This window comes from Pseudomonas prosekii, assembly GCF_900105155.1.
Lineage (GTDB): Bacteria > Pseudomonadota > Gammaproteobacteria > Pseudomonadales > Pseudomonadaceae > Aquipseudomonas > Aquipseudomonas prosekii.
Genome location: NZ_LT629762.1, coordinates 3,133,504 through 3,146,887, shown reverse-complemented (window position 1 = coordinate 3,146,887; position 13,384 = coordinate 3,133,504). Strand labels below are relative to the sequence as shown.

The 13,384-nt window shown below is 59.6% G+C and carries 12 protein-coding genes; 6 read left to right on the top strand and 6 right to left on the bottom strand.

Annotation, left to right across the window (positions count from 1 at the left end; translation table 11 throughout):
• The first annotated feature begins 128 nt into the window (after positions 1-128).
• Positions 129-1,106, top strand: coding sequence for an NADPH:quinone oxidoreductase family protein (locus tag BLU01_RS14205; protein WP_092276451.1), 978 nt, complete (start codon positions 129-131; stop codon positions 1,104-1,106).
• Positions 1,107-1,392: 286 nt separating this feature from the next.
• Complete coding sequence (gene glpT / locus BLU01_RS14200; RefSeq protein WP_092276448.1) at positions 1,393-2,745, top strand: glycerol-3-phosphate transporter; 1,353 nt, start codon at positions 1,393-1,395, stop codon at positions 2,743-2,745.
• Here glpT and BLU01_RS14195 read toward each other — a convergent pair.
• The 6 genes from BLU01_RS14195 to trxA form a co-directional block, all read right to left on the bottom strand.
• Positions 2,718-3,389: a gamma-glutamylcyclotransferase gene (locus BLU01_RS14195; RefSeq protein ID WP_092276445.1), complete on the bottom strand. Its 672-nt coding sequence runs from the start codon at positions 3,387-3,389 to the stop codon at positions 2,718-2,720. The two genes, glpT and BLU01_RS14195, sit on opposite strands and share 28 nt — an antisense overlap.
• 220 nt (positions 3,390-3,609) lie before the next feature.
• Positions 3,610-4,578 (bottom strand): CDP-6-deoxy-delta-3,4-glucoseen reductase, encoded by a 969-nt coding sequence (locus BLU01_RS14190; protein WP_092276442.1) that lies wholly within the window; start codon positions 4,576-4,578, stop codon positions 3,610-3,612.
• Complete coding sequence (ubiD, locus tag BLU01_RS14185) at positions 4,578-6,044, bottom strand: 4-hydroxy-3-polyprenylbenzoate decarboxylase (protein ID WP_092276439.1); 1,467 nt, start codon at positions 6,042-6,044, stop codon at positions 4,578-4,580. Before ubiD ends, BLU01_RS14190 begins: the two co-directional genes overlap by 1 nt.
• A gap of 80 nt (positions 6,045-6,124) precedes the next feature.
• A complete protein-coding gene (locus tag BLU01_RS14180; RefSeq protein WP_092276436.1) occupies positions 6,125-8,080 on the bottom strand; it encodes an acyltransferase family protein in 1,956 nt (651 codons plus the stop codon).
• Positions 8,081-8,332: 252 nt separating this feature from the next.
• Positions 8,333-9,592: a transcription termination factor Rho gene (gene rho, locus BLU01_RS14175; protein WP_007942421.1), complete on the bottom strand. Its 1,260-nt coding sequence runs from the start codon at positions 9,590-9,592 to the stop codon at positions 8,333-8,335.
• Positions 9,593-9,836: 244 nt separating this feature from the next.
• Complete coding sequence (gene trxA / locus BLU01_RS14170) at positions 9,837-10,166, bottom strand: thioredoxin TrxA (protein WP_003206727.1); 330 nt, start codon at positions 10,164-10,166, stop codon at positions 9,837-9,839.
• Between the two features lie 303 nt (positions 10,167-10,469).
• Between trxA and BLU01_RS14165 the strand changes: the two genes are divergently transcribed.
• The 4 genes from BLU01_RS14165 to BLU01_RS14150 are packed head-to-tail and all read left to right on the top strand — an operon-like array spanning position 10,470 to position 13,316.
• On the top strand, positions 10,470-11,255 hold the full coding sequence (locus tag BLU01_RS14165) for a transporter substrate-binding domain-containing protein (protein ID WP_092276433.1): 786 nt from the start codon (positions 10,470-10,472) through the stop codon (positions 11,253-11,255).
• Between the two features lie 21 nt (positions 11,256-11,276).
• On the top strand, positions 11,277-11,945 hold the full coding sequence (locus BLU01_RS14160; protein WP_092276430.1) for an amino acid ABC transporter permease: 669 nt from the start codon (positions 11,277-11,279) through the stop codon (positions 11,943-11,945).
• Positions 11,942-12,592 carry an amino acid ABC transporter permease gene (locus tag BLU01_RS14155; RefSeq protein ID WP_092276427.1) on the top strand — a complete coding sequence of 217 codons (651 nt, stop codon included), beginning with the start codon at positions 11,942-11,944 and terminating at the stop codon, positions 12,590-12,592. Before BLU01_RS14160 ends, BLU01_RS14155 begins: the two co-directional genes overlap by 4 nt.
• A complete protein-coding gene (locus BLU01_RS14150) occupies positions 12,579-13,316 on the top strand; it encodes an amino acid ABC transporter ATP-binding protein (RefSeq protein ID WP_092276424.1) in 738 nt (245 codons plus the stop codon). The genes BLU01_RS14155 and BLU01_RS14150 overlap by 14 nt, the downstream gene beginning before the upstream one ends.
• Positions 13,317-13,384 lie beyond the last annotated feature (68 nt).

Below are 13,384 nucleotides of genomic sequence, written 5' to 3'. Positions count from 1 at the left end.
CGGCCTAGCATAACCACCCGTCGCGCAAGCACAAGCTTATGGCTGGCTATCAGGGCCGGGCATGCTCGTTGACCCAACGACTCACACACCTACACTTATCGGCCATCACTCCCAAAGGAATAGCCCTGATGAAAGCCGTGCTGTGCAAAGCCTTCGGCCCTGCCGAATCGCTGGTGCTGGAAGACGTCGCCAGTCCTGTCGCGAAGAAGAACGAAATCCTCCTGGACGTGCACGCCGCCGGGGTCAACTTCCCGGACACGCTGATCATCGAGGGCAAATACCAGTTCAAGCCGCCCTTCCCGTTTTCCCCCGGCGGTGAAGCGGCGGGCGTGGTCAGCGCAGTGGGCGAAAAGGTCAGCCACCTGAAAGTCGGCGACCGGGTCATGGCCCTGACCGGCTGGGGCAGTTTTGCCGAGCAGGTCGCGGTACCGGGCTATAACGTTTTGCCGATTCCACCGTCGATGGATTTCAACACCGCCGCCGCATTCAGCATGACCTACGGCACTTCGATGCACGCCCTCAAGCAACGCGCCCATCTGCAACCCGGTGAAACCTTGCTGGTGCTCGGCGCGTCCGGCGGGGTCGGCCTGGCCGCCGTGGAAATCGGCAAAGCCATGGGCGCCCGGGTGATCGCCGCCGCCAGCAGCGCGGAAAAACTCGCCGTGGCCAAGGCTGCCGGCGCCGATGAGCTGATCAACTACAGCGAAACCAGCCTCAAGGATGAAATCAAACGCCTGACCGACGGCCAAGGCGCCGACGTCATCTACGACCCGGTCGGTGGCGATCTGTTTGACCAAGCCGTTCGCGCCATCGCCTGGAACGGCCGCCTGCTGGTGGTCGGTTTTGCCAGCGGTCGCATCCCCGAATTCCCGGTCAACCTCGCCTTGCTCAAAGGCGCCTCCGTGGTCGGCGTGTTCTGGGGCTCATTCGCCCAGCGCCAACCGCAGGACAACGCGGCGAACTTCCAACAACTATTCGGTTGGTTTGCCGAGGGCAAGTTGAAGCCGCTGGTGTCGCAGGTGTATCCGCTGAGTGAAGCGGCGCAGGCGATCAATGATCTGGGCCAGCGCAAAGCAGTCGGCAAGGTCGTTGTGCAGGTTCGCTGATCCTGACGAAGCGGTCTGGGCGGTAAACACTACTGGCCAAATCGCTTCTTCTTTATATGAAGGACGCTTGTTCAAAAGCCGTGTTATTTCGAGGCCCGAGCCGCACGAAGCCCTATCGATAACATTTCCCACAACGCCCTCCACTTACACCAAAGCGACATGTTCATAAAAGAACACCTCATCTCCAATATTTCCGCTGTTTGGTCAATGCGAACCGGTGCTATTTTCGGTAACGAAACTGTAACATTCGCATCCGCAGTCAAAACAAGAAATCTGGAGCTCTTGAATGTTTGCTTTCTTTCGACCAGCCGCACATCAGGCTGCCTTGCCTGAAGAAAAAATAGACAGCACCTATCGACGCCTTCGCTGGCAGATCTTCGCCGGTATTTTCATTGGCTATGCGGGTTATTACCTGCTGCGCAAGAACTTCTCCCTGGCCATGCCGTACCTGATCGACGAGGGTTACACCCGTGGTCAGCTGGGCCTGGCGATGTCGGCGATCGCGATTGCCTACGGTTTGTCGAAGTTCCTGATGGGCCTGGTCTCGGACCGTTCCAACCCGCGCTACTTCCTGCCCTTCGGCCTGCTGGTGTCGGCCGGGGTGATGTTCATTTTCGGTTTCGCGCCATGGGCGACGTCCAGCGTGACGATGATGTTCATCCTGTTGTTCATCAACGGTTGGGCACAAGGCATGGGCTGGCCGCCGAGTGGCCGGACGATGGTGCACTGGTGGTCGCAGAAAGAACGCGGCGGCGTGGTGTCGGTGTGGAACGTGGCGCACAACGTCGGTGGTGGTTTGATCGGCCCGTTGTTCCTGCTCGGCATGGGCCTGTTCAATGACTGGCACGCGGCATTCTACGTACCGGCAGCAGTAGCGTTGGCCGTGGCGGTGTTTGCCTTCATTACCATGCGCGACACTCCGCAATCGGTTGGCCTGCCGCCTATCGAGCAATACAAAAACGATTACCCGCAAGGCTACGATTCCAGCCACGAAGACGAATTCAGCGCCAAGGAAATCTTCGTCAAGTACGTGCTGCGCAACAAAATGCTCTGGTACATCGCCCTCGCCAACGTTTTCGTTTACCTGCTGCGCTACGGCGTGCTGGACTGGGCGCCGACCTACCTTAAGGAAGCCAAGGGCTTCAACGTGGATAAAACCTCGTGGGCGTACTTCCTTTATGAGTGGGCGGGTATTCCGGGCACGCTGCTGTGCGGCTGGATGTCGGACAAGATCTTCCGTGGCAACCGTGGCCTGACCGGCATGGTGTTCATGGGCCTGGTGACCGTGGCAACGCTGGTCTACTGGCTGAACCCGGCCGGCCACCCGACCATCGACATGATTGCGCTGGTGTCCATCGGCTTCCTGATCTACGGCCCGGTGATGCTGATCGGTCTGCAAGCACTGGAACTGGTGCCGAAGAAAGCCGCCGGTACCGCAGCGGGCTTCACCGGGTTGTTCGGTTATCTCGGTGGTTCGGTCGCGGCCAGTGCAGCGATGGGCTACACCGTGGACCATTTCGGCTGGGACGGCGGATTTGTCCTGCTGATCGGCGCGTGCATCCTGGCGATGATTTGCCTGGCACCGACGCTATGGCACAAACAAATCGCCAGTCAGACTCGCGAAGAAGCCGTCGCCTGATCAACTGGTAATTGGCAACGCTTGAGCCGCGCCTCCAGATTTCGGTCTGGCATGGCGTGGCTGCGCAGGGCGTTGGCGGTCTGCTCGACATAATCGCGAGTGGTGCCGTAACGCCCGCAAGCGCTTTCGAAGACCTGGCTGAGCACGTGATCCGGCAAGTTACCGGCGTAGCTCGGCAGGTGCCGCTCCAAGACAAACCCCAACGCCTGAACCTGACTTCCGTCTTCGAGACGGCAGTTGAGCCAATGTGGGCGATAAGACGGGAATGGCATTTCGCGCTGCCACAAGGCATACAGCGAGGCTTCTAGTTGCTCTTCCGGCAACCGATAGGCAAACCCGCTGCAAGAACCGCCGCGATCGAGGCCAAACACCAGCCCTGGCACTTCCGGGGTGCCGCGATGTTCGTGGGACCACAAATACAAGCCGCGATGGTAGCCATGCACTCGGCCGCGCACGCGTTCGACGGCGGCGCATTCAGGGCGCCAGATCAGCGAGCCATAGGCGAACAACCAGACCGGCCCACCCTTGTGGCGCGCCATGGTCGATTGCATCGAGCTGAGCAATTGTTCGTGAGTAAGCTGCGGCCCAAGATCGAGTCGCGGAGGGTAAGGCAAATTCAGCAAAGCAGATTCAATGGCACTCATGGCGAATAGCGTTCAGCTCCCCGCGAATAAAGAATTACTTAATAGAACGCACCGCTGAAACAATAAGGCACATATGTTTTAAGGCAATTTAAGTGCCATGGCACAGTTCTTAACTAATTGCCTGACTCGGATATAACCTACCGGCATTTATATAAATCTATAAATACCGATCGGCTATATGGGGAGTTATAACGATCAACCCTCGGATCAAGATCGCGGATCAAGATCGTGGCGCGTACGCAAACACATCTGCGCGCATCTGATGCGCATCCATTCCCGCGTCGACCAGCGCATCCAGCGTGCCATAGACCATTGCCGGTGAGCCGCTGGCGTAAACGTGCAACGCCTTCAGATCGCTGAAGTCCTCACAGACCGCCGCGTGCAGCATGCCGCAACGGCCTTCCCAGCCGCATTGGTCGCTGACCACTTTGTGCAGGAACAGATTAGGCAACTTCAGCCATTCGTCCCAATGCTCGATTTCGTAGAAATCTTCAGGACGACGCACACCCCAATACAGATGCACCGGGTGCTTGAAGCCCTGGGCGCGGCAATGTTCGATCAGGCTGTGGATCTGGCCCATGCCGGTGCCCGCGGCAATCAGCACCAGCGGACCGTCCGGCAACTCGGCCAGGTGGGTATCGCCGAACGGCATCTCGATGCGCACCATCGGATTGCGTTGCAGCTGTTCGATCAGGCTCAGCGCACTGCTTTCGCGCGCCAGCACGTGAATTTCCAGATCGCGCCCGGCGTGTGGCGCCGAGGCCAGGGAGAACGCCGATTTCTCGCCGTTCTCGCGTTCGATCATCAAATACTGCCCGGCGTGATAGCGCGGCGGCTTGCCGGCCGGCGCGCGCAGCTGGACGCGAAAAGTGTCGCCGCCAACCTCCCGACATTCAATGACCTGACACGACAAGCTGCGCACCGGCAGTTCTCCCAGCGCGAGCACGCCATCCCACAGCACGATGCAGTCTTCCAGCGGCTCTGCTATGCAAGTGTAGAACTCGCCGTGATCGCGCACCGCACCGGCCTGTTCGACCCGGCCTTCCACCAGCAACGCCGCACACACGTGGCAATTGCCATTGCGGCAGCTCTGCGGGCATTCATAGCCCAGCCGCCGCGCGCCATCGAGAATCCGCTCGCCGGGCAGAATCTCAAGCACTGCTCCGGAGGGCTGCAAGGTTACGCGCATCAATCTATTCCTAACTGATTCCATATGTCATCGATCCGCTTGGTCACGGCTTCATCCTTGACGATCACCCGACCCCACTCGCGAGTGGTTTCGCCGGGCCATTTGTGCGTGGCATCGAGCCCCATCTTCGACCCCAGGCCGGAGACCGGCGAGGCGAAGTCGAGGTAATCGATCGGCGTGTTCTCGATCATCACCGTGTCGCGCTTGGGGTCCATGCGCGTGGTGATGGCCCAGACCACGTCGTTCCAGTCTCGCGCGTTGATATCGTCATCACAGACGATAACGAACTTGGTGTACATGAACTGTCGCAGAAACGACCAGACACCGAGCATTACCCGCTTGGCGTGGCCCGGATACGACTTCTTCATCGTCACGATGGCCATGCGGTACGAGCAGCCTTCGGGCGGCAGGTAGAAATCGGTGATTTCCGGGAACTGCTTCTGCAGGATCGGCACGAACACTTCGTTCAGCGCCACACCGAGAATCGCCGGCTCATCCGGTGGACGGCCAGTATAGGTGCTGTGGTAGATCGGTTTGATCCGATGGGTGATGCGTTCGACGGTGAACACCGGGAAGCTGTCGACTTCGTTGTAGTAACCGGTGTGGTCGCCGTAAGGGCCTTCGTCGGCCATCTCGCCGGGATGAATCACGCCTTCGAGGATGATCTCGGCGGTGGCCGGCACTTGCAGGTCGTTGCCACGGCACTTCACCAGTTCGGTGCGGTTGCCGCGCAGCAGACCGGCAAACGCGTATTCGGAAAGGCTGTCGGGCACCGGCGTCACGGCGCCGAGAATGGTCGCCGGGTCAGCGCCCAACGCCACGGACACCGGGAACGGCTTGCCCGGGTGCTTTTCGCACCATTCGCGGTAATCCAGCGCGCCGCCACGGTGGCTGAGCCAACGCATGATCACCTTGTTACGGCCGATCACTTGCTGACGGTAGATGCCGAGGTTCTGCCGATCCTTGTTCGGACCTTTGGTGACGGTCAGGCCCCAGGTGATCAGCGGGCCGACGTCGCCGGGCCAGCAGGTCTGCACCGGCAACATGGCCAGATCGACGTCGTCGCCCTCGATCACCACTTCCTGGCACACCGCGTCTTTGACGACTTTCGGCGCCATGGAAATGATCTTGCGGAAGATCGGCAGTTTCGACCAAGCGTCTTTCAAGCCCTTCGGCGGCTCGGGTTCCTTGAGGAACGCCAGCAGTTTGCCGATTTCGCGCAGCTCGCTGACCGCCTCGGCCCCCATGCCCATGGCCACCCGCTCGGGAGTACCGAACAGGTTGCCGAGCACCGGAATGTCATAGCCGGTGGGGTTTTCGAACAGCAGCGCCGGGCCTTTGGCCCGCAGCGTGCGATCACACACCTCGGTCATCTCCAGCACTGGAGAGACAGGGATCTGGATGCGTTTCAACTCTCCGCGCTGCTCAAGCTGCTGCACGAAATCCCGAAGATCCTTGAATTTCATTGATGTTGGCACCCGTAAAATAGGCGTACATCCTACCTGCTCTGACGCCCGAACAGCAGCCTGTCAGCGCATGCCAGCGATCAATTGTGCGCCGTACCCACCAGCACCGGCGCAAACAACGGGCTCAAACGCGCACTGCCGACGTCGGACAAATGGTCTTCGTCCTTGTACTGCGAATGGCCGTTGACCTCGATGCTGCAGACCTTGTCGGCACACATCAGCGGCGTCGGGTCGATGACATGCACGCCCGGGTCGGCGGCGCTCATCGAATCAAACAGCGAACTGAGGAAATGCTGACGCGCCAGGTGCTCTTCGAGCGGACGCCCCAAACCCTCGGCCGAACGCCCGACGCGAGCCAGGCTGGTCAAGCGGCCAATGGCGCCCTTGCGTTGCAGCGGCACTTCCTTGAACAGCCAGACCTGCGCGCCCGCCGCCCGAATCGCCGCCACACGGGCTTCGATCGCGGCAGCCATGCGTGCTTCCGATTGCGCAATGTTGTCGTGGGAGTTGAGCAGCACTTTTTTATCGCCGTCCTCACGCCCGTAAACGTAGAGACTCCAGTTGGACGCCAGCACCACATCCTTGATCTGCAAGCGACGCACCTGCTCCATGGTCTGTTCGTTGAAATCCCTGCAGCGCTCGCGCGGGTCATCGCTGAGGATCGGCGGGCAGGCGCTCATGCTGTAGAGCCATACCGGCCGGCCTTCGCGAGCGGCGTTGGTTTTGATCGCCGGCAACAGCGCGGCGGCGTGACTGTCGCCCCAGACCAACTGGGTCGCGGGCACGCTCTGGTTGTCGCCAACCAGACACGCCTTGTCGAACTTCTTGTCCGACGTCACCAGCATGCATTTCATCTGCCCGGCGCGCCATTCACGCGCCTGCGCATATTCCAGCGCTTTGCCGGTCAGGCGTTGCGGAAAACCATCGGAGGAGCGCACCACTGAACCGGTGACGGCCAACGCCGCCATGGCCAGCAAACCGCCGACCAGCACCGGTTTGCGCCCGGCCAGCAGACGCTTCTCACGGAACGGCAATTCGACGAAACGCCAGCTCAACCACGCCAGGCCCAGCGCCAGGAGAATCCAGCCGGCCGCTTCCCACGGTTGAATACCGTCGATGGAAATGGCGTTGGCGTAGACAAAAACCGGCCAGTGCCACAGGTAAAAGGAATAGGACAGCAAACCGATCCAGACGAATACCCGCGCGCTCAACAGGCGCCCGGCGATGGTCGAACCGTGCGCGCCGGACCAGATCAGCGCGGTCGCGCCCAGCACCGGGAGCAACGCTGCCCAGCCCGGAAACACGGTGCCGCGATCAAAGGTGAACACCGCCACCAGCACCGCGACCAACCCGGCAACTCCGACAAACTGATAGAGCCACGGCCGAATTGGCTGTTTTGGCGCCGGGACCACGGCGAGCATTGCACCGCAGAGCAATTCCCAGGCACGGGTCGGCAACGAGAAAAACGCGAAGTCGGGTTTGCGCTCGATGTAAGCGATGTTCAAACCGAACGACACCAACAACACCGCAAACAGCATCCAGCGCCAATGCCGGACATACCGCATCAACAACACCATCAGCAGCGGGAAGAAGATGTAGTACTGCTCTTCAACGGCCAGCGACCAGGTGTGCAGCAACGGTTTCAGATCCGAAGCCGGTTGAAAGTAACCGTCTTCGCGCATGAACAGAATGTTGGAAATGAACAGCGCCTGATACCGCACCGTCCTGCCCAGTTCGGAGAAGTCCTTGGCGGTCAGCAACAGCCAGCCCAGCGCCAACGTCGCCAGCAGCACCACGCTCAGCGCTGGAATGATCCGCCGTGCGCGACGCGCCCAGAAGTCGACGAAGCTGAACCGTTGCGCGCTGATCTCGCGGAACAGGATGCTGGTGATGAGGAATCCGGAAATGACGAAGAACACGTCAACCCCGACAAAACCGCCGCTGAACGTGCTGAAACCGAAGTGAAACAGCACCACCGGAATAACCGCCAGGGCGCGCAAGCCGTCAATATCGCGGCGATTGCCAAAAGTGTGCATAACGTCCCTTGTCGTTCCCGATACAAATCAGATTGAAATTGCTTTGAAACGGGAACGACCGGACCTCGCGCAACACATCACTGATCCCCCGCAAACTGTCTGCAGGGCAATAAATACGCGGTTGGCGGGGTGGTGGCACCCGATTAATGGGCGCCAGTTTACAGCACAGTAATTTTCAATCCAGATACAAAATCGTCGACATAAAAAAAGAGCGCCCGTTGCGGGGCGCTCTTTTTTGCAGCGAGCTGCGTGTTACTTGCGCTTCATCGACAAGAAGAACTCGTCGTTGGTCTTGGTCGTCTTCAACTTGTCGACCAGGAACTCGATGGCAGCGATTTCGTCCATCGGGTGCAGCAGCTTGCGCAGGATCCACATACGCTGGAGTTCGTCGTCGGCCGTCAGCAACTCTTCGCGGCGGGTGCCGGAGCGGTTGATGTTGATAGCCGGGAACACGCGTTTTTCAGCGATGCGGCGATCCAGAGGCAGTTCCATGTTGCCCGTGCCTTTGAATTCCTCGTAGATCACTTCGTCCATTTTCGAGCCGGTTTCAACCAGCGCGGTGGCGATAATGGTCAGCGAGCCGCCTTCTTCGATGTTCCGCGCGGCGCCGAAGAAACGTTTCGGTTTCTCCAGGGCGTGGGCATCGACACCACCGGTGAGCACTTTGCCGGAGCTCGGGATCACGGTGTTGTAGGCGCGAGCCAGACGGGTGATGGAGTCGAGCAGGATCACCACGTCTTTCTTGTGTTCGACCAGGCGCTTGGCCTTCTCGATCACCATTTCAGCAACCTGCACGTGGCGGGTTGGCGGCTCATCGAACGTCGAGGCAACCACTTCGCCGCGCACGGTGCGCTGCATTTCGGTTACTTCTTCCGGGCGTTCATCGATCAGCAGCACGATCAGGTGAACTTCAGGGTTGTTACGCGCGATGTTTGCGGCAATGTTCTGCAGCATGATCGTTTTACCGGCTTTGGGCGGTGCAACGATCAGACCGCGCTGGCCTTTGCCGATCGGGGCGCACAGGTCGATGACACGACCGGTCAAGTCTTCGGTGGAACCGTTGCCGGCTTCCATCTTCATGCGCACGGTCGGGAACAGCGGGGTCAGGTTCTCGAAGAGAATCTTGTTTTTCGCGTTCTCGGGACGGTCGTAGTTGATCGTGTCAACTTTGAGCAGCGCGAAATAACGCTCGCCTTCCTTTGGAGGGCGGATCTTGCCAACGATGGTGTCACCGGTGCGCAAGTTGAAGCGACGGATCTGGCTCGGCGAGACGTAGATATCGTCTGGGCCGGCGAGATAGGAAGCGTCAGCAGAGCGGAGGAAGCCGAAGCCGTCCTGGAGAATCTCCAGCACGCCATCACCGGAGATTTCCTCGCCGCTTTTCGCGTGCTTTTTGAGCAGGGAGAAAATCACGTCCTGCTTGCGCGAACGGGCCATATTTTCTATGCCCATCTGTTCGGCCAATTCGAGCAGTTCGGTAATCGGCTTTTGCTTGAGTTCAGTCAGATTCATATAGGAATGACGTAATCATTTATGGAGGGGGGGGAAATTAAGCTTTTGGCTTAATGAGGCCGCGCCGCAGAGAAGGCGACAGGATCGCGTACTTATTCGAAAAGGAGTGCGTCGGCGACGGCTAGCAGGGGGCAGTGGAGAAACCAGTGCGGGGCCGAATGTACCACCTGAGTTTCGGAGCGTCTAGCCCTGAATATGCAAAAAGCCCCGCAATATGCGGGGCTTTTCATACAACGTCGCCGACTCAGATGTTGGCGTCGAGGAATGCAGCCAATTGCGACTTGGACAGCGCGCCAACCTTGGTCGCTTCCACGTTGCCGTTCTTGAACAGCATCAGGGTAGGAATGCCACGAACGCCGTGCTTGGCCGGGGTTTCCTGGTTTTCGTCGATGTTCAGTTTGGCAACGGTCAGTTTGCCTTTGTAGGTTTCAGCAATTTCGTCCAGAACAGGAGCGATCATTTTGCAAGGGCCGCACCATTCAGCCCAGTAGTCGACCAGTACAGCGCCTTCGGCCTTGAGTACATCGGCCTCGAAGCTAGCGTCGCTAACGTGTTTGATAAGATCGCTGCTCATGGAAGTCTCCAGGTTGTAAGCAAAAAAACGTGGCCCATCATAGCCGCCCTTCCCCCGTTCAGGAAGCCGCAGATGATTGACTCTCGCTATGGTGGCGCATGAGTTTGGGTATAGCTCAATTCGCGCACCGGCGGGACTCGCATTGTAAAAATGCACTATCGCAGTGCACGAACCGCTGATTTATCCGGCGTTGATTATCCCGATAAACCCCTGCGCCGCCGCACCTGAGGCGCCGAAACGGATCTTGGCATGGCCCGTGCTCTATCGAATCGCATTAGCCTTCAAGCCGATTCGGAGTTTCCCATGACCCAGCGTTACCGCGCCCTCCTCGCCGCCCTGTTTGCCAGCCTGTTGCTGACCCAGGCACCCGCCCACGCCGACAGCCTCGAAGACGTGGTCAAACGCGGCACGCTCAAAGTCGCCGTGCCGCAGGACTTCCCGCCGTTCGGCTCGGTCGGCCCGGACATGAAACCGCGCGGCCTCGATATCGACACCGCCAAACTGCTGGCCGACCAGCTCAAAGTCAAACTCGAACTGACCCCGGTAAACAGCACCAACCGCATTCCATTCCTGACCACCGGCAAGGTCGATCTGGTGATCTCCAGCCTCGGTAAAAACCCTGAGCGCGAGAAAGTCATCGATTTCTCCAGCGCCTACGCGCCGTTCTACCTCGCCGTGTTCGGCCCGCCAGACGCCGACATCAAAAGCCTCGACGACCTCAAGGGCAAAACCATCAGCGTCACCCGTGGCGCCATCGAAGACATCGAACTGAGCAAAGTCGCCCCCGAAGGCGTGACCATCAAGCGCTTCGAGGACAACAATTCGACCATCGCCGCCTACCTCGCCGGCCAGGTTGACCTGATCGCCAGCGGCAACGTGGTGATGGTCGCGATCAGCGAGAAAAACCCGAAACGCGTGCCGGCGCTGAAAGTGAAGCTCAAGGATTCGCCGGTCTACGTGGGCGTGAACAAGAACGAGCCGGCGCTGCTGGACAAGGTCAACCAGATCCTGGCCACCGCCAAGACCGACGGTTCGCTGGAAAAGAACGCCATGACCTGGCTCAAAGAGCCGCTGCCGGCCGATCTCTGATCACCCGCCGGGAGAAGCAACATGGCTTATCAGTTTGATTTTCTGCCGGTGGTGCAAAACACCGATCTATTGCTGCGCGGTGCGCTGTTCACCCTGGAACTGACGGCCATCGGCGCTGTGCTCGGGGTCAGCCTGGGGATCGTCGGCGCGCTGGTGCGGGCGTGGAATATTCGGCCGTTCTCGGCCATTTTCGGCGTGTATGTCGAGTTGATTCGCAACACGCCGTTCTTGGTGCAGCTGTTTTTCATTTTCTTCGGTTTGCCCTCGCTGGGCCTGCAGATTTCCGAATGGCAGGCGGCGGTGCTGGCGATGGTGATCAACCTCGGCGCCTATTCGACCGAGATCATTCGCGCCGGCATTCAGGCGATTCCGCGCGGGCAACTGGAAGCCGCCGCCGCACTGGCGATGACCCGTTTCGAAGCGTTTCGCCATGTGGTTTTGCTGCCGGCGCTGGGTAAGGTCTGGCCGGCGCTAAGCAGCCAGATCATCATCGTCATGCTCGGCTCGGCGGTGTGTTCGCAGATCGCCACCGAAGAGTTGAGCTTCGCCGCCAACTTCATTCAGTCGCGCAACTTCCGCGCCTTCGAAACCTACGCCCTGACCACCCTGGTTTACCTGTGCATGGCGCTGATGATCCGCCAATTGCTGAACTGGATCGGTCGACGCTACATCGCAAGGAGCGGCCAATGAGTGATTTCACCCTTTGGGACATCGTCCGCAACCTGCTGACCGGCCTGCAATGGACGGTGGCGCTGTCGCTGGTGGCGTTTATCGGCGGTGGCGTGATCGGTTTGCTGGTGATGGTCATGCGCATTTCCAAGAAGACCTTCCCGCGCAGTTTCGCCCGCACTTACATCGAACTGTTTCAGGGCACGCCGCTGTTGATGCAGCTGTTCCTGGTGTTCTTCGGCGTGGCGCTGGCCGGCGTGGAGATTTCGCCGTGGATGGCGGCGGCGGTGGCGTTGACGCTGTTTACCAGCGCGTACCTCGCGGAGATCTGGCGCGGTTGCGTCGAATCGATCCCCCACGGCCAGTGGGAAGCTTCGTCGAGTCTGGCGCTCAATCCGCTGGAGCAATTGCGCTACGTGATCCTGCCGCAAGCCTTGCGCATTGCGGTGGCGCCGACCGTGGGGTTTTCGGTGCAAGTGGTCAAAGGCACCGCTGTCACCTCGATCATCGGTTTCACCGAACTGACCAAAACCGGCGGCATGTTGGCCAACGCCACGTTCGAGCCATTCATGGTCTACGGCCTCGTCGCGCTTGGTTACTTTTTGCTCTGTTATCCCTTGTCCCTCAGTGCGCGCTACCTGGAAAGGAGACTGCATGCCCCTGCTTAGAATTTCCGCCCTGCATAAATATTACGGCGATCACCATGTGCTCAAAGGCATCGACCTCAGCGTCGAGGAAGGCCAGGTGGTGGCGATTATCGGCCGCAGCGGCTCGGGCAAATCGACGTTATTGCGCACGCTGAACGGTCTGGAATCGATCAATGACGGCGTCATCGAAGTCGACGGCGAATACCTCGATGCCGCCCGCGCCGATCTGCGCAGCTTGCGGCAGAAGGTCGGCATGGTGTTTCAGCAGTTCAACCTGTTCCCGCACCTGACCGTGGGCGAAAACGTGATGCTCGCGCCGCAAGTGGTGCAAAAAATGCCGAAGAAGATTGCCTCGGACCTGGCCCGGCAGATGCTTGAGCGGGTCGGTTTGGGCGAGAAATTTGATGCGTTCCCGGACCGCTTGTCCGGCGGCCAGCAGCAGCGCGTGGCGATTGCCCGGGCGCTGGCGATGTCACCGAAGGTGTTGCTGTGCGATGAAATCACCTCGGCGCTGGATCCGGAGCTGGTCAATGAGGTGCTGAGCGTGGTCCGGCAATTGGCCAGGGAAGGCATGACGCTGATCATGGTCACCCACGAAATGCGCTTCGCCCGCGAGGTTGGGGACAAGTTGGTGTTCATGCATCAGGGCAAGGTGCACGAGGTCGGCGCGCCGAAAGATTTGTTCGCGCGGCCGCAGACGGCGGAGTTGGCGAATTTTATCGGGACCGTTGAGGCCGCCGGTTAGGCTTTTGTGGCGAGGGGGCTTGCCCCCGTTGGGCTACGAAGTAGCCCCAAAACCTTTCACATCAATTG